The sequence below is a fragment of the Bacillus sp. HY001 genome (assembly GCF_007558965.1).
GTDB classification, from domain to species: Bacteria; Bacillota; Bacilli; order Bacillales; family Bacillaceae_G; genus Bacillus_A; species Bacillus_A mobilis.
Window position 1 is genome coordinate 17,531 of the sequence record NZ_VLTE01000018.1, and the last position, 24,484, is coordinate 42,014.

Annotated in this window: 25 protein-coding genes; 17 read left to right on the forward strand and 8 right to left on the reverse strand. The window is 38.6% G+C overall.

Going from position 1 to position 24,484, the window contains the following annotated elements; translation table 11 throughout:
* Window positions 1-8: 8 nt before the first annotated feature.
* The 5 genes from FOT98_RS32900 to FOT98_RS11145 all read right to left on the reverse strand — a co-directional run bounded on the left by FOT98_RS32900 (window position 9) and on the right by FOT98_RS11145 (window position 3,519).
* Window positions 9-143, reverse strand: coding sequence for a hypothetical protein (locus FOT98_RS32900; RefSeq protein ID WP_000911073.1), 135 nt, complete (start codon window positions 141-143; stop codon window positions 9-11).
* Window positions 144-219: 76 nt separating this feature from the next.
* Window positions 220-942: a lipase family protein gene (locus FOT98_RS11130; RefSeq protein WP_001260119.1), complete on the reverse strand. Its 723-nt coding sequence runs from the start codon at window positions 940-942 to the stop codon at window positions 220-222.
* Between the two features lie 257 nt (window positions 943-1,199).
* Window positions 1,200-1,853 (reverse strand): carboxymuconolactone decarboxylase family protein, encoded by a 654-nt coding sequence (locus FOT98_RS11135; protein WP_063259486.1) that lies wholly within the window; start codon window positions 1,851-1,853, stop codon window positions 1,200-1,202.
* A gap of 140 nt (window positions 1,854-1,993) precedes the next feature.
* The gene (locus FOT98_RS11140; protein ID WP_064774833.1) at window positions 1,994-2,407 is read right to left on the reverse strand and encodes an RrF2 family transcriptional regulator; all 414 of its coding nucleotides are present in this window, start codon (window positions 2,405-2,407) and stop codon (window positions 1,994-1,996) included.
* A 329-nt stretch (window positions 2,408-2,736) separates the two neighbouring features.
* Window positions 2,737-3,519 (reverse strand): TIGR00266 family protein, encoded by a 783-nt coding sequence (locus FOT98_RS11145; RefSeq protein ID WP_063259487.1) that lies wholly within the window; start codon window positions 3,517-3,519, stop codon window positions 2,737-2,739.
* 321 nt (window positions 3,520-3,840) lie between these two features.
* Here FOT98_RS11145 and cspD point away from each other — a divergent pair, with 321 nt between their 5' ends.
* A complete protein-coding gene (cspD, locus tag FOT98_RS11150) occupies window positions 3,841-4,041 on the forward strand; it encodes a cold-shock protein CspD (protein WP_001193053.1) in 201 nt (66 codons plus the stop codon).
* 44 nt (window positions 4,042-4,085) lie between these two features.
* Here the strand turns inward: cspD and FOT98_RS11155 are convergent, their stop codons facing one another.
* Both FOT98_RS11155 and FOT98_RS11160 read right to left on the reverse strand, forming a co-directional pair.
* Window positions 4,086-4,817: a yteA family sporulation protein gene (locus tag FOT98_RS11155; RefSeq protein ID WP_061677620.1), complete on the reverse strand. Its 732-nt coding sequence runs from the start codon at window positions 4,815-4,817 to the stop codon at window positions 4,086-4,088.
* Window positions 4,818-4,927: 110 nt separating this feature from the next.
* Complete coding sequence (locus FOT98_RS11160; protein ID WP_000425753.1) at window positions 4,928-5,881, reverse strand: 1,4-dihydroxy-2-naphthoate polyprenyltransferase; 954 nt, start codon at window positions 5,879-5,881, stop codon at window positions 4,928-4,930.
* Window positions 5,882-6,075: 194 nt separating this feature from the next.
* Between FOT98_RS11160 and FOT98_RS11165 the strand changes: the two genes are divergently transcribed.
* The 9 genes from FOT98_RS11165 (at window position 6,076) to FOT98_RS11205 (ending at window position 16,520) form a co-directional block, all read left to right on the forward strand.
* Entirely contained in the window at window positions 6,076-7,470 is a 1,395-nt protein-coding gene (locus FOT98_RS11165; protein ID WP_063259488.1) for an isochorismate synthase, read from the forward strand.
* The gene (gene menD / locus FOT98_RS11170; protein WP_063259489.1) at window positions 7,467-9,221 is read left to right on the forward strand and encodes a 2-succinyl-5-enolpyruvyl-6-hydroxy-3-cyclohexene-1-carboxylic-acid synthase; all 1,755 of its coding nucleotides are present in this window, start codon (window positions 7,467-7,469) and stop codon (window positions 9,219-9,221) included. The genes FOT98_RS11165 and menD overlap by 4 nt, the downstream gene beginning before the upstream one ends.
* Window positions 9,218-10,030: a 2-succinyl-6-hydroxy-2,4-cyclohexadiene-1-carboxylate synthase gene (menH, locus tag FOT98_RS11175; RefSeq protein WP_063259490.1), complete on the forward strand. Its 813-nt coding sequence runs from the start codon at window positions 9,218-9,220 to the stop codon at window positions 10,028-10,030. Before menD ends, menH begins: the two co-directional genes overlap by 4 nt.
* Before the next feature lie 68 nt (window positions 10,031-10,098).
* Window positions 10,099-10,917 carry a 1,4-dihydroxy-2-naphthoyl-CoA synthase gene (gene menB, locus FOT98_RS11180; RefSeq protein WP_000963888.1) on the forward strand — a complete coding sequence of 273 codons (819 nt, stop codon included), beginning with the start codon at window positions 10,099-10,101 and terminating at the stop codon, window positions 10,915-10,917.
* Window positions 10,918-10,991: 74 nt separating this feature from the next.
* Window positions 10,992-12,437 (forward strand): o-succinylbenzoate--CoA ligase, encoded by a 1,446-nt coding sequence (locus tag FOT98_RS11185; protein WP_063259491.1) that lies wholly within the window; start codon window positions 10,992-10,994, stop codon window positions 12,435-12,437.
* Window positions 12,438-13,544 carry an o-succinylbenzoate synthase gene (menC, locus tag FOT98_RS11190; RefSeq protein ID WP_063259492.1) on the forward strand — a complete coding sequence of 369 codons (1,107 nt, stop codon included), beginning with the start codon at window positions 12,438-12,440 and terminating at the stop codon, window positions 13,542-13,544. It abuts the gene before it with no gap.
* A 235-nt stretch (window positions 13,545-13,779) separates the two neighbouring features.
* Window positions 13,780-14,478 (forward strand): response regulator transcription factor, encoded by a 699-nt coding sequence (locus FOT98_RS11195; RefSeq protein ID WP_063259493.1) that lies wholly within the window; start codon window positions 13,780-13,782, stop codon window positions 14,476-14,478.
* Complete coding sequence (locus tag FOT98_RS11200) at window positions 14,471-15,577, forward strand: HAMP domain-containing sensor histidine kinase (RefSeq protein ID WP_063259494.1); 1,107 nt, start codon at window positions 14,471-14,473, stop codon at window positions 15,575-15,577. The genes FOT98_RS11195 and FOT98_RS11200 overlap by 8 nt, the downstream gene beginning before the upstream one ends.
* Before the next feature lie 82 nt (window positions 15,578-15,659).
* Window positions 15,660-16,520: a M15 family metallopeptidase gene (locus FOT98_RS11205; protein WP_063259495.1), complete on the forward strand. Its 861-nt coding sequence runs from the start codon at window positions 15,660-15,662 to the stop codon at window positions 16,518-16,520.
* Between the two features lie 67 nt (window positions 16,521-16,587).
* Here FOT98_RS11205 and FOT98_RS11210 read toward each other — a convergent pair whose 3' ends face one another.
* Window positions 16,588-17,817, reverse strand: coding sequence for a hypothetical protein (locus FOT98_RS11210; RefSeq protein ID WP_063259496.1), 1,230 nt, complete (start codon window positions 17,815-17,817; stop codon window positions 16,588-16,590).
* 193 nt (window positions 17,818-18,010) lie between these two features.
* Between FOT98_RS11210 and FOT98_RS11215 the strand changes: the two genes are divergently transcribed.
* The 7 genes from FOT98_RS11215 (at window position 18,011) to FOT98_RS11245 (ending at window position 24,481) form a co-directional block, all read left to right on the forward strand.
* A complete protein-coding gene (locus tag FOT98_RS11215) occupies window positions 18,011-19,111 on the forward strand; it encodes an amidohydrolase/deacetylase family metallohydrolase (protein ID WP_063259497.1) in 1,101 nt (366 codons plus the stop codon).
* Window positions 19,089-20,192, forward strand: coding sequence for a DgaE family pyridoxal phosphate-dependent ammonia lyase (locus FOT98_RS11220; RefSeq protein ID WP_063259498.1), 1,104 nt, complete (start codon window positions 19,089-19,091; stop codon window positions 20,190-20,192). The genes FOT98_RS11215 and FOT98_RS11220 overlap by 23 nt, the downstream gene beginning before the upstream one ends.
* A gap of 1 nt (window position 20,193) precedes the next feature.
* Window positions 20,194-20,949 (forward strand): 2-dehydro-3-deoxy-phosphogluconate aldolase, encoded by a 756-nt coding sequence (dagF, locus tag FOT98_RS11225; RefSeq protein ID WP_063259499.1) that lies wholly within the window; start codon window positions 20,194-20,196, stop codon window positions 20,947-20,949.
* Complete coding sequence (locus FOT98_RS11230) at window positions 20,942-21,958, forward strand: sugar kinase (RefSeq protein ID WP_063259500.1); 1,017 nt, start codon at window positions 20,942-20,944, stop codon at window positions 21,956-21,958. Before dagF ends, FOT98_RS11230 begins: the two co-directional genes overlap by 8 nt.
* Window positions 21,958-22,683 (forward strand): GntR family transcriptional regulator, encoded by a 726-nt coding sequence (locus FOT98_RS11235; protein ID WP_061677598.1) that lies wholly within the window; start codon window positions 21,958-21,960, stop codon window positions 22,681-22,683. Before FOT98_RS11230 ends, FOT98_RS11235 begins: the two co-directional genes overlap by 1 nt.
* Window positions 22,684-22,795: 112 nt before the next feature.
* Entirely contained in the window at window positions 22,796-24,121 is a 1,326-nt protein-coding gene (gene gntP / locus FOT98_RS11240; RefSeq protein ID WP_063259501.1) for a gluconate permease GntP, read from the forward strand.
* Between the two features lie 168 nt (window positions 24,122-24,289).
* A complete protein-coding gene (locus FOT98_RS11245) occupies window positions 24,290-24,481 on the forward strand; it encodes a YjcZ family sporulation protein (RefSeq protein ID WP_001290406.1) in 192 nt (63 codons plus the stop codon).
* Window positions 24,482-24,484: the final 3 nt, after the last annotated feature.

The window sequence follows — 24,484 nt, forward strand, 5'->3', positions numbered from 1 at the left end:
TTTTTTGCTTAAGAAAGAAATGGAATAGCGGTATAGATTATACCAGTTCCACCATATTCTCCTGTCGCAAAGTATGAAAATGTAAAGAAACCTGTAAACGTAAAAATTACAATGAGAAAAAGTGCAAAGATAAATTTTAGCATGTAAGGTCCCCTCATCCAAAAATAACTTCATATATTATTATAGTATAAGGATATTTAATTTCCAATTGTTTACTGGTTAAAAATGAGAAGTCAGACATGTTTTGTATGTTGTCATGGCATGATTATTTGTAATAGATTTTGTGTTTTTTGTAAATGTCATGTTGTGATGAACGTGTGCATATTCCCAGTCTTGGTCATTAAAATGGACATTGCGTGGAGGGAGAAGAGGAACGACATCAAATAAATTAACGAAGCGAAAGCTACTAGCTACTTGTAGTTTATAATAATTACGAAATGCAATATCGCCTACTTTTGGAGAGGCAAATGTATAAAGACCGTACTGTGCGAAGGCGGTGTTGATACGCGCATCGAGTATATGTAGTGTGGCGAGCGCGCCGCCCAAGCTATGACCTGTTGCAAGAAGTTTTTTATGGGCTGGAAGTGATACGAGCATATCCATAATAGAATCTCGGCAAGATTCATAAATGGAAAGAAAGCCGTTATGGACATTTCCGCTATTCAAAGCGTATGGGTATGGTTTTTGGTTAACGAGTGAATCGATAATCCAGTCTGTATCTGTTTGTGTCCCGCGAAAAGCTACAATAATCGTATCCTCAGATTCTAGTATGAATCCGAACCATTCTGTCGTTTGAATGGTTTTTCCTTGAAAGCCTTGTACATATTGAAAACCATCTGGTATTTCGAAAATCCCATTTTGTTTATATTGTTCATACGTTAACTCGCAACAAGAAGCTAACAATATGGCAGTATCTTTATCGAAGGATAAAGGAGTACGCATTAAGGAAGCCCTCCTTAAGAAAAAGTATAGTTCAATATATGCAGTGAGGGACTTGATTCATTCTTTTGAGAAGGTTTGAACCTACAATTATGTGGTGTGGATTGTGTTGGAAAAGAACGAGCATATCAATATTGGCATTAAAATATATCGAAAAAGAATAATAAAGTGAAGCTTTAATTAGTGGGGGCCTACTGCCCGGCAAATAGCGGGATAAAAGAAAAAGTATCCGTTGTATGAGGATACTTTTTCAAGGTTTTCTATTTTTGATAGCTTTCAATCATGTTAGCCATATGAGCATAGGCACCGCCTGCGCGTAAAGCAGCTGCAACTAAAATAGCCTCTGCAATTTCTTCTTTTGTTGCTCCTGCTTTTGCTGCAGATTTTGTATGCACATCGATACAATATGGGCATTCTGTTGTATGTGCGATAGCGATAGCAATTAATTCCTTTAGTTTTTTACTTAGAGTTCCTTCTTTAGTTGCTGCCATGTTAAACTCCATAAATGCGGAAAAACCTTCAGGCGCAAATTGTTTTAGGTTTGCTACTTTTTGTAAATTAGATCGGCGATATAGTACATCATCAGCGCCAGAATCTAATGCGTTTTGCATATGTGTACTATGTGTGATTGCGCCACCAGCTTCAACAGAAGCGACAACAAAAATGGCCTCTGTTAGTTCTTCAAGAGATGCACCAGCGCGTTTTGCATTTACTGTATGTGCATCAATACAATATGGACATTCTGTTGCATGCGCTACAGCAACAGCAATGATTTCTTTTTCTTTCTTTGATAAAGCACCTTCAGTCATAACTTGTCTACTAAACTTTTGAAATGCTTGAGCTTGTTCGGGTGCTAGTGTAGATAATTTTGATAAATGGCGTAAATTTTCTTTTTGATATAAATTGTTAGACATAATAAATGTTCCTTTCATATGTAGCTATAATTTTAGGTAAGGAGCTTTGAATAAGTTAAATGTAATTTTAAAAGTTACATTTATGACATACTTTCATTTCGGTATAGTTTGTAAAAGCATTTATACCAAAATGAAACTCTTTATTTAAATAATTTATCTATAACATCTTGTATACTTAGTTTATCTAAAAATAATTTATAATGTTTATCGCCCTCGATGAATATTTCAGTCATTACATCGCCTATTCCTGAAGAAATTGTACAATCTTTATCTATATCACCAGATCTCCAATTAGAAGATAAAGAACTAGTTGAAGTTAGTTCATAAATGTCTCCAAGCGTAACATCTTTAGGATTGTGCTTGAAAATATAACCACCGTTAATTCCTTCTTTTGTAGAAATTAAACCATTCTTTTTTAACATTCGCATAACTTTACGAATTCGCGCTGCATTAGCACAAATGTTATCAGCTAATTCTTCACTATTTGCCATATTCCCAGATACATGATTTAGATAAGTTAAACAATGTACTGCAATCATAAATTCACTATTCAAGTTTGTATCACTCCTTACAAACGTAATTTTAAATGTTACAGTTTAATATTGCAAGAGTTTTGTACTGCTTGTTTAAAGACACTATCATTATTTTTGTTTCTCCCGCTATTTGCGGGCAGTAAGACCCCTACCTCAAATTCAGCGGAAGCAAAGAAGGTAGGCGGGTGATCAACTGCTCGTAAAAGCTCGATTGGTGAGGGGCGATTAAAATTTCACTTTATTTGAGGAGTTATCATAATAGTGCATGTTACTCGTTGAAAGGAAAAATAAAAAGAGATATAACCTAGTCAAAAAGTTCGACGAAGTTATACCCCTGCTACTATTATAAATTATTCTTTCCCATCTAAAAGACGTCCAAGTCCGCCTAAAACGCTGCCTTCACCGCTGTTTTGAGCTGCTGGGCTTGTAAGGCGTGCTGCTAAACGGCTAAGTGTTAAGGACTGAATCCAAACTGTTCCAGGTCCTTCTAACGTTGCGAAGAATAAACCTTCGCCGCCAAATAGAGCTGTTTTTACTTTTCCAACGAATTGAACATCGTAGTTAACGTCTTTTGTCATGGCAACGAGACAACCCGTATCAATGCGAAGCTTTTCGCCAGGTTTTAATTCACGCTTGTATACAGTTCCGCCTGCATGCATGAAAGCAAGTCCATCACCTTCAAGTTTCTGCATGATGAAACCTTCTCCACCGAAGAAACCAGTTCCGATTTTTTTCGTAAACTCGATTCCGATAGAAACGCCTTTTGCTGCACAAAGAAACGCATCTTTTTGGCAAACTACTTTTCCTTGATATTCTGTTAAATCTACAGGAACAATTTTACCAGGATAAGGAGCAGCAAAAGATACATGGCGCTTGCCATGACCTGTATTTGTAAAGACAGTCATAAACATACTTTCGCCTGTAACAAGACGCTTGCCAGCGCCCATTAATTTACCGAATAGACCACTAGATTGGCCAGAACCATCACCGAAGATTGTTTCCATTTCGATATGATCTTCCATCATCATCATTGCGCCAGCCTCTGCGATAACGCTTTCTTCTGGATCTAATTCAATTTCAACAAACTGCATATCATCGCCATATAATTTATACTCGATTTCATGTGCTTGCATTTTTTCACCTCATCATATGTAGTAATTATATTGTACCGAAATCAAAGAAATTAGAATACTGTAGATTTGTTAATTTTTAAATAAAAATAGAATGAAAATTTAAGGTTATACTAGGATTATAAAAAACGATGGATTGAAAGTGTTCTCATTTGACGTTTTTGATATAGCATGATATAGTGAAATCACTATTGAGCTACATAATGTGGTACGGAAATAAAGCACGTTGTATTAAAGGCTGTAAGCTTGTTATACATTCATGTCCTTTATATCCACCTTTTCATGTGGATTCATAGTTTCATTTTTATTTAGGAGGTACATGACATGCAAACAGGTAAAGTTAAATGGTTTAACGGCGAAAAAGGTTTTGGCTTCATCGAAGTTGAAGGCGGAGAAGACGTATTCGTACATTTCTCAGCTATCCAAGGCGAAGGCTTCAAAACTTTAGAAGAAGGTCAAGAAGTTTCTTTCGAAATCGTTGAAGGAAACCGCGGACCACAAGCAGCTAACGTTACAAAAAACTAATTAGCTAGCGATAAAAAGCATTCCGATTTTCGGAATGCTTTTTTTTATTCTTTGGAACTCGATTCATTTGAGGATAATTCGCCCTTAAAGGTACGCTCTTCAAAGTCATCAAGCATTTGTTCATATTCTTCATGCTCTTCCGTAGCGAAAACTTGCGGATTTTTTCCATACATATCTGTACCGATAAAGTTTTCGAAATCCTCTACGTAACCTACATTTTCCTCGCTATTTACATACATGCCATTATAGTTTTTGGAATCTTGTCTTTCTAAATCAGACGGCGTTTCAGACGTTCCGTAATTGGCAACATCTTGCCATGCATCTTCCGCATCGTATTCAACAGAATGATCTTCGTCGTGCTTGTGAAAAGAAGGAGCCAACACTTCTTCTTCAACTGGTCGCGTGTTCATATTTAATTTATTTGTAGTGTGCTGAATACACGTTGTAGCAGTTGGCATTGCCTCTAATCTTTCAAACGGAATTTCTTCGCCAGATACTTCGCAAATTCCATACGTACCTGCTTCAATTTTTTGCAGAGCATGTTTCGTATCTTCTAGCTGCTTATGCCAAAACTCGATGAGCCCGAAATCTTTTTCACGTTCGTACAATTCTGTAGCCATATCACCTGGATGATTGTCATAGCTAGATAATTCTCCAACAGAATCGCGTTCAGAAGCACGATCTGTATTCTCATGAGTTTGTATTGTTTGTTCAACTTCTAGCTGTTGTTTTTCTAAAATAGATTTAAATTGATTTATTTGTTGTGGAGTTAACATAGTCGTCCACCTTCCTACAATTCAGTTTCTTTACATAGTATGAGCGTTGCGAGTAGGAATTATGAGCTGAAATTGGTATATGAAAAAGGAGCCGCGTTAGCGGCTCCTTCTTATAGGAAATATCCAAGTAGTAATCCGATTCCCATTAAGAGACCGAAGATTGTATTTGTTTTTGCTGTTGCAATCATTGCAGGTACCATTTCCATTGGAATGCTTTTGCCGATAAAGCCTTTCGTCGCTTTAAATGCTTTCGGTGCACTTAAAAATACGATAAGCATCCATGGTGATACGATGCCCACGATAATTAAAGCAATTGTCCAAATGTAGGAAACGATGAACATAGAAGCAAGTACACCAACGGCTCTTTCACGTCCAACGAGAATTGCTAACGTTTTACGGCCATTTTCTTTATCGCCATCTAAGTCACGAATGTTATTAGCTAATAATATGGCGCCAATTAAAATGGAGCTTGGAATAGATAGTAAAATGACTTCTGATGTTACAGTTCCAGTTTGAATAAAGAATGAAATCCCGATAATAATGACACCCATAAATAGTCCGGCTGTTAACTCTCCAAATGGTGTATAGGCAATTGGAAGTGGACCGCCTGTATAAAGGTAAGCAACGGCCATACAAACAAGACCGATTGCTGCAAGCCACCAGCTAGAATTCATACAAATATAAACACCTAATAGTATTGCGATGCCGAAAAATCCAAATGCTAAGTTAAGCACTGTTTTTGGCTGAATGCCATCGCGGACGATAGCGCCGCCGATACCAACTGATCCTTCGTGATCAAGTCCTCTTTTATAATCAAAGTATTCATTAAACATGTTTGTTGCTGCTTGAATGAGAAGACAAGCAAGAAGCATCATAAGGAAAAGAGGGAGATGTATTTGATTTATGCCTCCGACCTGCATTGCATATGCTGTTCCGATGAAAACAGGAACGAAAGCTGCTGTTAATGTATGGGGACGTAGTAAACTCCACCAAATGCGCCAGCCTGTTTGCTTACTTGGCTTTGGCGCCGTAGGAGAGGAATTCGTTTCGACGTTCATTTCCATGTTGAATCCTCCTTTGGTCACATATTGTACACAACTAAGTGTAGAAAAAGCATCATTTAGTGTCAACGTTTATTTTCTAGGAAGAGAAGGTGAATTTCTCAGAAATGCTAAACGTTGACAGGCCTTTCGTTTGAGGTGTATCTTAAAATCAAGCGTAATTATGACTATTTTTCGCCCATAGGGGGGAGACAATTGTGATTCAAACGAAACAAGTAGGCTTGCAAGAAGTTCTTGCTGCAGCTATTAAGCGTGCAACTGATGAAAAAATATTGGTGAGCTTCGTAAAACAAATAGACTGGATGGATCCGCTTCTGTTTTATGCAGCAGGTAAAAGGATTGCATCCGAAAATAGATGTTATTTTGCAGACCCAGCTCAGCATGTAATATTTGCTGGAATTGGCTCTGTTTTCACTATAGCAACTGCTTCTCAAAAACGCTTTCAAACTACTCGTGACGAGTGGGATAAAGTAAAAGAAAAAGCATTTGTACAAAGAGAAAAATACGAATTTGGAACAGGTCCTCTTTTATTTGGTGGATTTTCATTTGATCAAGAAAAAGAGAAAACGGACTTATGGAAAGAATTTGATGATACGACATTTTCACTACCAGCATTTTTATTAACTGTAAAAAATGAAAAAGCATGGTTAACAATGAATACATTTGTTTCAGCAACAGATTGTGCAGAAACTCTTTATAACGAAATTGTTTCTTTAGAAGAGAAAATTTTTGGGGAGAGTAAATGTGCACTAGAAGGATTGAAACTAACAGTTACTTCTAAAGTAGAAGTAGATCCGAAAGGCTGGATGAAGGCCATTGAGAAAGTGCAAGATGAAATGAAGCAGGGGAACGTGCAGAAGGTTGTATTAGCGAGGGAGCTAAAAGTAGAAATGGATCATCATATTGATTCTGCTCTCGTTTTAGAAGCACTTCGCATAGGGCAACCAGATTGTTACGTATTTTCTTTTGATTATAAAGGAGCATGCTTCTTAGGAGCGACGCCAGAGAGATTAATTCGCAAAGAAGATGAGAAGTTTACTTCGATGTGTCTTGCTGGTTCAACTGGTCATGGTCAATCTATAGAAGAAAGTAAACGAAATAGTAATGCGCTTCTTCATGATGAAAAGAATTTAGCTGAACACGGTTATGTTGTGAACATGATCCGAGGAGTATTAAATGAGCACTGCGAATCTGTTAATATTCCGGAAAGTCCGGGCTTATTAACAACGAAAAACTTAATTCATTTATATACACCTGTAGAGGCAAAAGGCGATGCGAGTCTTCTAACAATGGTAGAAGAATTACATCCAACACCAGCTCTTGGCGGGACACCTCGTTTGGAAGCGATGAAACTGATTCGTGATGTTGAATTGTTAGACAGAGGATTATATGGTGCACCGATTGGCTGGATAGATGATGAAGGAAATGGTGAATTTGCGGTTGCGCTTCGCTGCGGATTATTAAATGGCGAGAAAGCATCCTTATTTGCCGGTTGCGGGATTGTAATTGATTCAGTACCGCAACTTGAATATGAAGAAACAAGTTTGAAGTTTAGACCGATGCTTGGTGCTTTGGAGGAATTAATGAAATGAACAATCATATAGAAGCATTATCATATTATTTAGGCGCGTTCGTGGATGAACTGACGCGTCTAAATGTATGTGATGTTGTCATTAGTCCAGGCTCACGGTCAACGCCGATTGCTTTGCTAATGGAACAACATGAAGGAATGAACACATATTTACATGTAGATGAAAGATCGGCAGGATTTTTTGCGCTCGGTATTGCAAAAGCGAAAAAACGTCCCGTTGCCTTATTATGTACGTCAGGAACGGCAGCAGCGAACTACTATCCAGCTGTATGTGAAGCTTTTCATTCGCGAGTGCCGCTCATCGTCTTAACAGCAGATAGACCGCATGAATTAAGAGACGTCGGTGCACCACAAGCGATGAATCAATTCAATTTATACGGTACATTTGTGAAGCAATTTACAGAGATGGCACTTCCAGAAGCGAGTGAAGCGATGTATCATTACGCTCGCATGACGACGCAGCGCACGATAGCAAGTGCACTTCTAGCGCCGCAAGGACCTGTTCATCTTAATTTTCCAGTTCGCGAACCGCTTATTCCGGACTTTTCATTAGAAAGTTTATGGGATAAAGGACGCGGGGAATATACAGGAGTAGTTCAGCAAGGGAACGTGATGATGCCGAGTGAATATGTAGATTCTCTTGTAGGGCGCCTTTCACAGATGGAAAAGGGGCTTATTATTTGTGGAGATGATAGCCATTCAGAAATCGCAGCGTTTGCAACGCAACTAGCTGAAAAAACGGGATATCCAATATTAGCAGATCCACTTTCTAACATTCGTAGCGGACACCACGATAAAAAGATGGTAATCGACTGTTACGACACATTTTTACGAAATGAATTGTTAAAAGAAACGTGGAAGCCAGAAGTTATGATTCGCTTTGGTGGTATGCCTGTTTCGAAAGCATTAACGCAGTTCATTAAAAAACAGACGAAAGCCGTTCATATCGTTGTTGAGGAATCTGGACAATGGAGAGATCCAGCTCTCGTTGCGACAGAAGTGGTTCAAGCGAGTGATATTGCATTTTGCAAGGCACTAATAGAAAAAATGCCAGTTATGAAAAAGAATGATTGGTCCCTAATGTGGCAACATATAAACGAAAAAACGAAGGAAACGCTTCGTGAAATGGAAACATATGATACTGCATTTGAAGGGAAAGTTATTACGGATATCGTCCGTGTATTACCAGAAGGGGCAACGTTATTTGCGAGTAATAGTATGCCAATTCGTGATACAGATTCATTCTTCTTCACATCGGACAAAAATATTCAAGTGATGGCAAACCGCGGTGTAAACGGGATTGATGGAATTATTTCGACAGCTTTAGGAGCGAGCATTATTTGCGATCCGCTCGTATTAGTTATTGGTGATTTATCATTTTATCACGATTTAAACGGATTATTAGCCGCAAAATTACATGAATTAAATATAACGATTGTTGTTGTAAATAATGACGGCGGCGGTATTTTCTCATTCTTACCACAATATGAGAAAAAGGAACACTTCGAATCATTATTTGGAACACCGATTGGGCTTGATTATGAGCATGTTGTCAAAATGTACGGTGGTTCATTTAGCCGTGTAAATGGTTGGGAGCAATTCCGAGAAGAGGTACAAAAAGGAACAAGGGCGGAAGGTTTACACGTTGTAGAAATTTGTACGAACCGTGATGAAAACTTAACATTGCATCGCAAATTATGGAAAAAAACGCAGGATGTAATTACTACATCGTTGCAAGGTGAATCAAAATGAACGTAACGCTGCAAGGTGTATCGTATGAATATGAAGTAGTCGGAAGCGGAGAACCACTTCTACTTCTTCATGGTTTTACGGGAAGCATGGAAACGTGGCGTTCTTTCGTTCCTTCTTGGAGTGAGAAATTTCAAGTCATTTTAGTAGACATTGTTGGGCACGGAAAAACGGAAAGTCCTGAAGATGTGACTCATTATGATATTCGAAATGTAGCACTACAAATGAAAGAACTACTGGATTATCTTCATATTGAAAAAGCGCACATACTCGGCTATTCAATGGGCGGTAGACTGGCGATTACGATGGCATGTTTATATCCAGAGTATGTACATTCTCTTTTATTAGAAAATTGTACAGCCGGACTCAAAAGTGAAGAGGACAGAAAAGAACGTCGTGAAAAAGATGAGCGACTTGCTCATAAAATTGAGCGAGAAGGCATCAATAGTTTTGTAACGATGTGGGAAAATATTCCGCTGTTTGAAACGCAAAAAAGTTTAGCACAAAACGTACAAGAAGCGGTGCGAAAAGAACGACTTGCTAACGATTCAAAAGGACTTGCAAATAGCTTAAGAGGCATGGGAACAGGGGCTCAGCCTTCATGGTGGGACGAGCTGCCAAACTTAAAAATGCCTGTTCTTTTAATGAACGGGGAGCATGATGAAAAGTTCTTTCGCATATTAAAAACCATCGAAAAAAGCGCCCATGACGCGAAATTTGTCAAAATTGATGGTGCTGGCCATGCAATTCATGTGGAACAACCGGAAAAGTTTGATACAATAGTAAAGGGATTTCTAAAAACTATGCAGTGATGCTTTTTCATCTAAGAAGGAAGCTACACTTATAGAGGAGATCAGAAATATACAAGGAGGTAGTTGTAATGGCTATTGAATGGGTAAAAGAAGGCAATTACGAAGATATTATTTATTCAACATACAATGGTATCGCAAAGATTTCGATTAACCGCCCTGAAGTACATAACGCATTCCGTCCTAAAACGGTAATGGAGTTAATCAACGCTTTTGCACACGCTCGTGATGATGCAAATGTTGGCGTTATCATTTTAACAGGTGAAGGTGGACGTGCATTCTGTTCTGGCGGCGACCAAAAAGTTCGCGGTCATGGTGGATATGTAGGTGACGACCAAATTCCTCGTTTAAACGTATTAGACTTACAACGTCTAATTCGCGCAATTCCTAAACCAGTTATCGCAATGGTAGCAGGTTATGCAATCGGTGGTGGACACGTACTTCATATCGTATGTGACTTAACAATCGCTGCAGACAACGCTGTATTCGGACAAACAGGTCCTAAAGTAGGAAGCTTTGACGGTGGATACGGAGCTGGTTACTTAGCTCGTATGGTAGGCCACAAGAAAGCTCGCGAAATTTGGTACCTATGCCGTCAATATAGCGCACAGGAAGCGCTTGATATGGGCTTAGTAAACACAGTAGTACCATTAGAAGAGCTTGAAGCAGAAACAGTACAATGGGCACAAGAAATCTTAGCAAACAGCCCAATGGCACTTCGTTTCCTAAAAGCTGCATTCAACGCAGATACAGACGGTCTAGCTGGTATTCAACAACTAGCTGGAGATGCAACGTTATTGTACTACACAACTGACGAAGCAAAAGAAGGTCGTGACGCGTTCAAAGAAAAACGCAGTCCGGACTTCGGTCAATTCCCTCGTTTCCCGTGATCAACCGGAAACAAAACAACTAAGAGACTTGATGTCATATCAAGTCTCTTTCTTTCATGAAAGGAGAATGAATGATGGAGACGATGCCAAATTGGTTAAAGCAACGTGCGTTTTTAACACCAGACCGCACTGCAATTGAAATAGAGGATGAAAAGGTTACTTTTATGCAGCTGCATGAAAAAGTAGTATCTGTTTGTGAACACTTCACGCATGTAGGAGTGAAGCGTGGGCAAAAGGTGGCTGTTCTGATGAAAAATGGTATGGAGATGATTACAGTTATTCACGCCCTATCTTACGTAGGTGCAGTAGCTGTGCTTTTAAATACGCGTCTTTCAAGAGAAGAGCTACTTTGGCAAATGGATGATGCTGAAGTTATTTGTTTAGTGACGGATCAAGATTTTGAGGCTAAAGATGTTCCTGTATATTCATTTGCTGAAGTGATGAATGGACCGAAGGCGGAAGCCTCTATACAAGAAGAATTCTCTTTAGGAGAAGCGATGACAATTATTTATACGTCTGGGACGACAGGTAAACCGAAAGGCGTTATTTTAACGTACGGCAATCATTGGGCAAGCGCGGTTGGCTCTTCGCTTAATTTAGGGCTTCGTGATGATGATTGCTGGTTAGCTTGTATGCCGATGTTCCACGTTGGCGGGTTATCTCTTTTAATGAAAAATATTATGTACGGCATGCGCATTTTACTCGTTCCGAAATATGATGCCGATTTTATTCATAAAGCACTTCAAACGAGAGGCGTAACGATTATTTCTGTCGTTTCTAAAATGTTAACAGATCTATTAGAGAGACTAGGAGAAGAGACATATCCATCTTCTTTACGATGCATGTTACTTGGCGGAGGACCAGCGCCGAAACCGTTACTTGAAACATGTGTAGAAAAAGGAATTCCTGTGTATCAAACGTACGGTATGACAGAAACGTCGTCGCAAATTTGTACGTTATCAGCAGATTACATGTTAACGAAAGTAGGATCAGCCGGAAAACCACTATTTCAGTGCCAACTTCGTATTGAAAAAGATGGCGTAGTAGTGGCGTCGTTTGCGGAAGGCGAGATTGTAGTAAAAGGACCAAACGTAACAGGTGGTTATTTTAACCGTGAAGATGCGACGCGCGAAACCATTCAAAACGGATGGCTGCATACTGGTGACCTCGGTTATTTAGATGACGAAGGATTTTTATACGTATTAGATCGCCGCAGTGATTTAATTATTTCTGGCGGGGAAAATATATATCCGGCTCAAATTGAAGAAGTGTTACTTTCTCATCCGATGGTAGCAGAAGCCGGTGTTGTCGGTATGACTGACGATAAATGGGGACAAGTACCCGCTGCTTTTGTGGTGAAAAGCGGGGCGGTAACAGAAAAAGAAATTCTTCATTTTTGCGAGGAGAAATTAGCGAAATATAAAGTGCCGAAAAAAGCATGTTTTTTAGAGGAATTGCCACGAAACGCTTCGAAAAAATTGTTAAGACGAGAGTTAAGACAATTAGTGGAGGAGATGTAAGTGGAAATAAAAAAAGCGACACTTCATATAACGGAAATGCCACTCGTAATCCCGTTTGCTGCAAGCTACGGAACTTATGAGAAGCGTGAGAGCATCGTGATTGAATTAGAAGATACGGACGGGTACATTGGATTTGGCGAAGTCGTTGCGTTTTCTGAACCATGGTATACGGAAGAAACAGTGAAGACGGCGCTGCATGTACTACAAGATTTTTTATTACCTGATTTATTAAAAGCTGAAATTTCTCATCCGAATGAAGTGCCAGGTTTGTTCCAGCATATAAAAAGAAACCGAATGGCAAAGGCCGGAATTGAAGGGGCTGTTTGGGATCTATATGCGAAGCGTGAACAGAAATCATTAGCGACGTTACTTGGCGGAACTAGGACTGAAATTGAAGTTGGCGTTGTGGTTGGTATCAATACAATTCCGGTTATGTTAAAACAAATCGAGAAGTACGCAGAAGAAGGATATGAGCGTTTTAAAGTGAAAATAAAGCCAGAGCATGATTACGAATTATTGAAAGAAATTCGTAAAGAGTTCCCGCACATCCCGTTAATGGCTGATGCAAATTCAGCGTACACGTTAGCGGATACGGAGAAATTGAAACGATTAGATGAATTTCAATTGATGATGATTGAACAGCCGTTAGCGGATTACGATTTTCTCGACCATGCACAGTTGCAAAAGAAAATAGAAACGCCCATTTGTTTAGACGAAAGCATCCATAGTTTAGAAGACGCGCGCGTTGCGATTACGCTTGGCAGCTGCCGCATCGTTAATATTAAACCAGGGCGAGTGGGTGGATTAACAGAATCTATTCAAATTCATAATTATTGCATGGAGCACAACATACCCGTTTGGTGCGGCGGTATGGTAGAAATGGGGATTTCAAGGGCACAAAATGTTGCACTTGCTTCACTGCCGAACTTTTCGATTCCAGGTGATATATCTGCCTCTAGTAGACACTGGGAGAAGGATATTATTTCACCGGAAGTGATGCTAGAGAGCGGAAAAGTGATTGTAGCGCAAAGCGTTGACGCTGAGTATGAAGTAGACCGCGGAAGGCTGGCGGAAATCACGAAGCAGCGAATTGTTTTAGAGCGGTAGGTTGAGTCTTTCAAATAGCGGGTGAATTTCGTCGTTAATTGTCGGTAAGTCGATATTCCTTGTCGAAACGTCGATATATTAAAAAAATCGTTGATATATTTCAAGTTGTGTTCGATATATTTGAAAAATCGTCGATATAATTTCATTTACTAAGGTTACTCCCGCGAGTAACCTTTTCGTATTGTACAAATTGGATAGACTAGTTTACAATCGAGCGTATATAAGGGGGAGTAAAATGAAGCGCATTTCAATTTTAATAGCGGATGATGAGGCAGAAATTGCTGATTTAATTGAGATACATTTAGAAAAAGAAGGCTACCACGTCGTGAAAGCAGCTGATGGAGAAGAGGCAATTCATATTATTGAAACGCAGCCAATCGACTTAGTGGTTTTAGATATTATGATGCCGAAAATGGATGGTTATGAAGTGACACGCCAAATTCGTGCGAAGCATCATATGCCAATCATTTTCTTAAGTGCGAAAACGTCTGATTTTGATAAGGTGACAGGGCTTGTATTAGGCGCGGATGATTATATGACGAAACCTTTTACACCGATTGAATTAGTTGCGCGTGTAAATGCACAATTACGCCGATTTCTTACGTTAAATCAGCCGAAAGTAGCGGAGAATAAATCTGCTTTAGAGGTAGGCGGAGTCGTTATTGATCCTGAGCGAAGAACAGTAAATGTGTACGGAGAAAAAGTTGAATTAACACCGAAAGAGTTTGATATTTTATATTTATTAGCGAGCCATCCGAAGAAAGTGTACAATGTAGAAAATATTTTTCAGCAAGTATGGGCAGATGATTATTTTGAAGGCGGAAATACAGTTATGGTACATATTCGTACATTGCGGAAAAAACTTGGGGAAGATAAAAGAAAGAACAAGTTAATAAAAACAGTGTGGGGAGTAGGGTATACGTTCAATGGCTAAAAAGATGAGAAGCTTTCGCTCGAAGATGGTTATGCTATTTGCGTTAAGTATGATATTTGCTGGTGGCGTAACGTATATCATTTATGAAGGATTACGGATTTATTATAAATTAGTCGTTCGTTTTGAGGATCCGTTAGCTCAATTTCGTTCCATGGTAAGACAAATTGGGGATGTTAATTTCTTTTTAATTATTTTCATCCCTCTATCCATTATGTTTTTCTTCTTCCTTACTAGGCCTTATGTAAAATATTTTGATGAGATTTCAAGCGGGATTCATCATTTGGCGAACGGAAATTTTTCAAATGAAGTGCACGTGTCATCAAATGATGAGTTTGGATATATCGCACGTGAAATAAATGTAGCGAGTGAAAAATTAAAGGAAGCAGTAGAACGAGGCGACTTTGCGGAAAGTAGTAAAGATCAACTCATTGTTAACTTAGCTCACGATTTAAGAACGCCGTTAACATCTGTTTTAGGATATTTAGATTTAATTCTTAAAGATGAGAATTTGACGAAAGAACAAATTAAACATTTTTCCACAATTGCTTTTACGAAATCCGAAAGGCTGGAAAGTTTAATTGATGAATTATTTGAAATCACAAGAATGAATTATGGGATGCTGAAGCTGGAAAAAAGATCGATTGATATAGGTGAATTGCTTATTCAGTTAGATGAAGAATTATATCCGTTATTAGAAAAGAAGGAATTAGAAGCGAGATTGAATATCACGCCGCAGTTACCTATTAACGGAGACGGGAAGTTATTAGCGAGGGTATTTGAAAATCTTTTAACGAATGCGATTCGCTACGGGTATGATGGAAAGTTTGTTGATGTGAACGGGTACATTGAAGGTGAAGAGGTAGTCGTACAAATTATTAATTACGGAGACAGCATTCCAGAAGAAGATTTACCGTATCTTTTTGATATGTTTTATACAGGTGATAAGGCAAGATCAGAGCAGCAAGGTGGTACAGGCCTTGGGCTATTTATTGCGAAAAATATTGTTGAGCAGCATGATGGAAAGATTTCTGCTGAAAGTAATGTGATTAGAACGATATTTGAAGTGAGATTGCCAAAAGAAGAGAGCGAAGTAATTTAATAAAAATTTAAACTTTACCCCACTTTTTATTTTAATAGTTTTTTCTATTCTATACGTAAGTTACGTTAAGGAGGAACTAGAAATGAAAAAGTGGGTATTTATTTCTTTTTTTATAGCATGCACAATCTGTGTAGGCGTTTATATATCACCATTATTTCAAAAAGAGATCGATGTTAAAATTACAGACAAAGATAATACGGTAAGAGCTGCGAATACGGAAAATATAGAGGTTACAAAAGAAGAAATTTATAAAGGGGATCTATTATTAGTTAATAAAGATTACCCAGTTAAAAAAGATAGTATTAGGTCTGACATTATAAATGTAAATCACAATAGTGAATTAGTAAGAGGTTACGTCATATTTGATAGAAATCTTCGCTTATCAAAGGGTGTTGTGGAAAATTTTTTGAACGTTGTCGATGCAGCTGGAAAAGATGGAGTACAGCATTTTTTAATGAGTAGCGGGTATCGAGATTTTCAAGAGCAAAGTAAATTATATAAAGAAATGGGATCTGACTATGCACTTCCAGCAGGATATAGTGAACATAATTTAGGATTATCACTCGACATTGGATCTACGCAAAAGAAAATGGAGAGAGCCCCTGAAGGAAAGTGGATTGAAGAGAACGTATGGAAGCATGGCTTTGTTTTACGTTATCCGAAAAATAAAAGTCATATTACAGGCATTCAATATGAGCCGTGGCATATACGTTATGTCGGCTTACCGCATAGTGCGATTATGCAAAAAGAGAAAATTACATTGGAGGAATACTTAGACTTCTTAAAAGAGAAAAAAGAAATCACAACCGATGTGGAAGGTAAGAAATATACGGTTTCTTATTATAAAGTGTCAGGGAACAGGAAAGTGAATGTTCCAGCGAATAAGCAGTATGAAATTTCGGGGAATAATATGGATGGGGTTATTGTGACGGTACAGGAATAGATAATCTTGATTCTCCCATAATAGTGCTCTATTACGGGAGAATCAAATAGGGGAACAGATACAATTCTCAATGGATTTCATTCCGAGTAAAAAAGATTGGAGCCTCATCAACATTTTTCAGCCATATATACTCCTGACTATGTAAGCTATCCTTCATCCAGACATCGCCTTTATATATATTTGCTTTCTTGCGAAGCCAAGTAAGATAAGGTCCAATAACTTGAGGGTTTTCATCACGTTCATTTTGTTTTGGGAATGAGATTTGTTTCTGTTCTTCTGTTTTTATATTGATCATATAAAGTGTTGTAAACATCGTCGGAACAGGACCTTCTTTCCATACCTTATTTTCTGTTGCACGAGCCACAACCACTTTGTTTGGTGAAAACCATTCTAAATCAAGGTCTACATAACCGACAGGTGTGTAGATCTTTTGTTGTTTTGCTGTTACCATGTCTGCAACTGTGAATTTTTTATTTTCTACAAAGAACCTTCCTTCTCCTGAAATATAGGCGAGTTGATTAGTTGATGGAGCCCACTTCATCCAATCTTTGAACCATAGCATGTTACCAATCGTTCGAAAGTGTCTTCCTTTTGATGAGATAACACATAATGTATTGCTATCCATTGCTAAGGAGGCAGTAGGACTAGCCAAAAAGCTAATCCACTTTCCATCAGAACTCCACTTGAAATAGTTAGCGTTAATCGCAAATAAATCAGTTTCATTTGTTTGAATCGTATAAAAAGGCTTTATTTTATCTTTAGCAAGATTTGCATCGGCTGGTATTTTATAAAGTGGAATTGTGCCCCATCCGGTCGGACGCAAGCAGGATTGTGAGGAGACGATAAAGTCCTTTCCGTTCGGGAACCATTCGAAATCACTAACCCCAAGTGATACATTTTCAAAACCTTGTGGGTGACCGTTTTTAATTTTTGTCACGTTTAATAAACCTTGATCAGTGTAAGCTAATTGATTTTTATTTGGTGACCATTTAAAGTCAGATGTTACGACCCGTTCATAAGGCTGATAGTTTACTTTCTTCTTCGTATCATAAATGAATAAGTTAGACTTTTTCCCTGTTTCATCACTATCAATATAACCAATAAATCTCCCATCATAAGACCATTTTGGAGAATACACATATCGATTTTTTGTGATTTGTATTTCTTGATTTCCTTTCTTTATCCATAGCTGATGGTCCCGGATAAATGCAGCCGTGAGTGATGGAGGGGCTGCGCTAACCGTTGTTGGTACATACAAAGTGATTAAAATTATAAATAATAAAATTCGAAATCCCAAGAATATCCCTCCTGCTTATAGGGTGTCCGAATATGTAATGGAAACTCATATTTTAATATAAAATTAAACATTATAACGTTATATTTACTTCTCCCTTTTTTTGTGTTACGCTAAACGTGTGAAAGAGATATAAAAATGAAATTTTAATGTAAGCGTATTCTTATGGCTTCTTATAGAAAAGGGTGGAAATACAATGACAGAACGATTCGTACTACGTAATGTGAAACGTGTGAACGGGGAAGAGATTGACATTGTAATTGAAAATAATAAAATCGCACAGGTGACGAAAGCTGGTGCTGGCGAGGGTGGAAAGGTTCTTGATTACTCTGGTACTTACGTATCGAGTGGTTGGATTGATTTGCACGTTCATGCTTTTCCAGAGTTTGATCCGTATGGCGATGAGGTGGATGAAATTGGCGTTAAGCAAGGGGTAACGACAATTGTTGATGCGGGTAGCTGCGGAGCTGATCGTATTGCAGATTTAGTACAAAGTAGAGAACAGGCAAAAACGAATTTATTTGCCTTTTTAAACATTTCTCGCATCGGTTTGAAACGAATTGATGAATTGTCCAATATGGAATGGATAGATAAAGAGAAAGTAATAGAAGCAGTAGAAAAGTATAAAGATGTAATCGTTGGGTTAAAGGCGAGAATGAGTAAAAGTGTCGTTTGTGATAGTGGAATTGAACCGCTTCATGTAGCGCGCTCGTTATCTCGTGAAACATCATTACCGATTATGGTACATATCGGTTCAGCCCCTCCTCGCATTGAGGAAGTTGTACCTCTTTTAGAAAAAGATGATGTGATTACACATTACTTAAACGGGAAAGAAAATAATTTATTTGATGAAGAAGGCAAACCGCTACCTGTATTACTAGATGCAGTGAACCGCGGTGTTCATTTAGATGTTGGCCATGGCAATGCTAGTTTTTCTTTTAAAGTAGCAGAAGCGGCGAAGCGTCACGATATTGCTTTTAATACAATTAGTACAGATATTTACCGGAAGAATCGTATACACGGTCCAGTATATAGTATGGCTCACGTTCTTTCGAAATTCCTTTACTTAGGTTATCCGCTAGAAGAAGTAATTGATGCGGTGACGAAACGTGCGGCAGAGTGGCTGAAAAAACCAGAGCTTGGCCGTATTCAAGAAGGCGATATTGCAAACTTAACTTTATTTACGGTGAAAGATGAGAAGGTTACGTTAATTGATTCAGAAGGGGATCAGCGCGTTGCTGAAAGAAGAATTGATACGAAAGGGGTTGTGATCAATGGGTCATTCATTGAATGCTAAGTACGGATTAAAAAGAGTGATTAATGCGAGCGGTAGAATGAGTATTTTAGGTGTATCCGCTCCGACAAATACAGTTATGGATGCGATGAAACATGGTGGACAAAATTATGTGGAAATTGCAGATTTAGTAGATAAAGCAGGAGATTATATTGCGAGAATTCTAGATTCAGAGGCAGCAGTTGTTGTAAATTCAGCATCGAGCGGAATTGCACTTTCTATCGCTGGTATCGTTACAGAAGGAAATCGCCGTAAAAGTGAAAGACTTCATCAAGAGGTCATCGCGAAAAACGAAGTGATTATGTTAAAAGGTCATAACGTTCAATACGGTGCTCCTGTTGAAACGATGATTTACTTAGGCGGCGGTAAACTTGTAGAAGTTGGCTACGCAAATGAAGGGAAAGCAGAGCATATTGAAGATGCGATTGGTGAAAATACAGCGGCGATTCTGTATGTGAAATCCCACCATGCCGTGCAAAAAAATATGATTTCTGTTGAAGAAGCATGGGAAGTTGCGCAGCGAAATAACGTACCACTTATCGTCGATGCGGCAGCTGAAGAGGATATTCAAAAATACGTGAAGTATGCAGACCTTGCCATTTATAGCGGATCAAAGGCAATTGAAGGACCTACTTCTGGTATTGTCGGCGGGAAACGAAAATATATTGAGTGGCTGAAAGTGCAATTACATTGCATCGGAAGAAGTATGAAAGTTGGGAAAGAAACAACTTTTGGCTTACTTCAAGCGCTTGATGAGTACGGGGTAAAAGAAGATAAAAGTGAGCAAGAAAAAGAGTTGTTACAAGTACTTATGCCGCTGAAAGAATTAAACGGTGTAAATGTAACGATTGTTCAAGATGAAGCAGGAAGAGCAATCTTTAGAGCACGTATTCACATTAATGAGAATGAGTTAAATAAATCAGCAAAAGACGTTGTAACAGCATTACGCGAAGGCGAAATTGCCATTTACACACGTGATTACGGCGTAAGACAAGGATTCTTTGATATTGATCCACGTCCACTTCAAGGTGATGACATACATGTAATTGAAGAAAAAATGAGAGAAATTGTAGGGGGAAACTAAAATGACAAACATTCAAAAACGTTTTTATAAAGGCCGTGTAGCATTAAATGTATTAGCGAACAATATCCGAAATGCGAAAGATATTTTTGAAGCAGCAGAAGGTTATGTAGTAGTGGGAGTGCTATCAAAAGACTACCCAACAGTAGAAGAAGCAGTTACAGCGATGAAAGCATACGGAAAAGAAATTGATGACGCGGTATCAATCGGACTAGGAGCAGGAGATAATCGCCAAGCAGCAGTTGTAGCTGAAATTGCGAAGCATTATCCTGGTAGTCATATTAACCAAGTGTTCCCTTCAGTTGGAGCGACACGTGCAAATCTTGGCGGAAAAGATAGCTGGATTAATAGTTTAGTATCACCAACAGGAAAAGTAGGGTACGTAAATATTTCTACTGGTCCAATTAGTGCAGCTGGAGAAGAAAAAGCAATCGTTCCAATTAAAACAGCGATCGCACTTGTACGTGATATGGGCGGAAATTCATTGAAATACTTCCCAATGAAAGGTTTAGCTCATGAAGAAGAATATCGCGCAGTTGCGACAGCATGTGCGGAAGAAGGATTTGCATTAGAACCAACGGGCGGAATTGATAAAGAAAACTTCGAAACAATTGTACGTATTGCGCTTGAAGCAAACGTAGAGCAAGTTATCCCGCACGTGTACTCTTCTATTATTGATAAAGAAACTGGTAATACGAAAACAGAAGATGTTCGTGAATTATTAGCGGTAGTGAAGAAGTTAGTTGATCAATATGCGTAAGAAAATTGCGGCATTCGGCGAAGTAATGATGCGCTTGCAAGTACCCGGATATGAATTGTTGTCGCAAGCTAACACATTAAACTACTCATTTTCTGGTACAGGTGTGAACGTTGCAGCGGCACTTTCTCATCTCGGGCATGAAGGGTTTCTTATTTCAACTTTACCAGAGAACTCGGTTGGAGATGCTGCGATATCTCATATTCAAAAGTTAGGCATTCGGGCGCCGTTTATTTCAAGAGCTGGTAAATATGTCGGCATGTACTTTTTAGAAAATGGATTTGGTGCACGTGCAAGCCGCGTTACATATTCAAATCGATTAGAAAGTAGCTTCAATACGGCGTCTGAAGAGATGTACCAGTTTGAAGAAATCGCCAAGGAAATTGATATCGTTCATTTTTGCGGGATTACACTTGCGATGAATGATACGGTGCGCCATCATATGAAATCTTTAGCGAAAGCAGTTAAAGAAAACGGAGGCACTGTCGTTTTTGATTGCAATTATCGTCCATCGCTTTGGGGAGAAGATGGATATGAGCAGGCGAAACCGCATTATGAAGAAATGCTATCTCTTGCTGATATCGTTATGATGAATGAAAAAGATGCAATGTTCGTTCTTGGTATGCAAACAGAAGAGACGGAGCGAGAGGCGCAACTTGTTGATCTTATTCCGAAAGTGGCTGAAACATATCATATCGCTACAATTGCTGGTACACATCGCTCTATTAATAATGATAATACACACTCGCTTCGAGGGTTTATATGTAAAGATGGTGCGTTCACTTTTGCAAAAACACTTACGTTTTCTGTATATGATAGAATAGGTGCTGGAGATGCTTATACGAGCGGGATTATTCATGGCGAGATAGAAGAGTTTGCACCAGAGAAAGCTGTTTCATTTGCGTCAGCAGCTGGAATGCTTGCACATACAATCGTCGGTGATACGCCAATGTCATCAGAGAAGGATATACTTCGGGCAATGACGGCATCAGTAGGTGATGTAGAAAGGTAGTGGGTGTAACGGTGAACGTAACGAGAAAAAAGGGACCATTATATTTACAAATAAAAAATATTATTCGTGATCGAATATTGCATGGTGTATATGCGATTCATACAAATATTCCTTCCGAACCGCAGTTAGAAGAAGAGTTCAAAGTAAGTAAAATTACAGTGCGTAATGCGATTAAAGAACTTGCTCAAGAAGGATATTTGGAAAAGAAAAGCGGTAAAGGAACGAAAGTCATCCGTAATACTTCTGCGACAAAGTTGTCAAAGGGTAAGAAATTTACAGAAGTGTTAGTGGAAGAAGGATATAAAGTACAGAAGAAATTGCTAAAAGCAGAAATCGTTCATAATGAAGAAGGAACCGTGCCGTTTCGATTATTCGGTAAGGAGAGTTTCCGTATTGAACGTTTATATGCGTTAAATGATGCGCCGTATATTCATTATACGCACTATTTCTCAGCACACATGGCAAGTACAGATTTATCGGACTTTGACTTGCAATCACTTTACGATTTAGTCGAGGACAGAGGTATACATTTAGAAAACTTCAGAGATGAATTCGCTGTTGGACTTGCGCCTAATTTCGTTGCAGAAGCGTTAGGTGAAAAAGAGGGGACAGCGTTATTAAAACGTATGCGCTATTCTTACGATGAAGTTGGCGAAGTAATTGAATATAGCGAAGGCTACTACAATACAGAAATGCAGCATTATGTAGTGAATTATGACGTATAAAAAGAGGGGATTGTCCCTCTTTTTTTATAAAGTGAAACTTTAATTGGATTCATCCCGCATCAATTAGGTGTTACTATCCACAAATACGGGGTAAAAATAAGGGGAATGAGAGATGGATATATACTTATTAATCGTCACGTTACTTGCGATCGCAATTGTTATTTTAGGGGTATCATGGTGGAAATGGCATGCATTTATTAGTTTAACAGTTGCGAGTTTATTTTTAGCTATCATGTCTGGACTGAATTTAACGAAAATAGTGACTGCCTATGAAACTGGTGTTGGTAGTGTACTAGGGCATTTAGTTGGTATTTTGGCTCTCGGAACCATTTTAGGGAAAATGATGTCCGATTCAGGGGCCGGCATGCAAGTGGCAGATTTCTTTATTCGATTTTTCGGGGTGAAGAAACTACCGTGGGCTATGTTATTTGCAGGATTTGTTATAGGGATTCCAGTGTTTTTCGAAGTTGGGATCGTCATTTTATTACCACTTGTTATTTCAATTCGAAAAACGACGAAGCAAAATATTTTATTAATTGCTTTACCTGTTATTGCGGGACTATCGATTGTACATGGGCTCGTGCCACCACATCCAGGGGCGATGACAGCAATCGGTATTTATAACGCGAACTTAGGAAAGGTACTTTTATATTCATTAATTATCGCGTTACCAACAGCCATTATCGCAGGACCGATATTTGCAAAGTGGGTACATAAAAGAGTTATACCTGAAAATGAACCGGAGCTTGTTCGAGTTACGACTGTATCAACTGATTTGCCGAGTCGTAAAGTTTCATTTTTTATAATTTTATTACCAGTTGTATTGATGATTTTATCAGTAGTGGCACCATATATTTCATTACCGAAAAAGATAACTGAATTTTTTGTATTTATAGGAAGTCCAGTAATTGCTTTACTTATTTCATGTTTCGCAGCATTTTATTTACTTGGAATCAGACAAGGAATTAATAAAAAGGTCATTAAAAAATTAACGGATGAAAGTTTATTACCGGTCGGTTCCATTATTTTAATTATCGGTGCAGGCGGTGGATTTAAACAAATATTAATTGAAAGCGGCGTTGGAACGGCGATTGCACAAATGGCAGAACATATATCGTTATCACCAATTGTATTAGCTTTCATGGTAGCTGGATTAATTCGAATTGCAACAGGTTCAGCGACAGTAGCATTAACGACAGCAGCAGGGATTGTTTCACCAGTTATTCAGCACATGTCTGGTGTAAATTTAGAATTGCTCGTTATTGCAACGGGTGCAGGATCATTAATGTTTTCTCACGTAAATGATGCAGGATTCTGGCTTGTAAAAGAGTATTTAGGATTAACGGTGAAGGAAACGTTTAAGACGTGGACGGTACTCGAGACATTGTTATCATTTATTGCATTTGGCTTTGCGCTTTTATTAAATACGTTTATTTAGAAGATACCTTAATTGGTATCTTTTTTTGATGAAGCCCATTTCTCAAAACAAGCCCGTTTTTAGGTAAGCCAAGCTTCCTATTCGCCCTGAAAACATACTATAAATGGAATCCCCTCATTTAGAGCAAGGTGAACTTGTTATGAATGATACTAAAGGAGGAATAGAGTAATGAGCGAAAAGTGTGAACACAGACATGATGATTGTAACCGCAGAAATGGGTGCGGCGGCGGTTTTGCGCTTCTAATCGTATTGTTTATTTTATTAATCATCATCGGTGCTAGCTGCTTCGGCGGTGGCGGTTCTTGTGGTTATGGTGGTTACGGCGGTTATGCTGGCGGCTATGGTGGATATTGCTGCTAATTA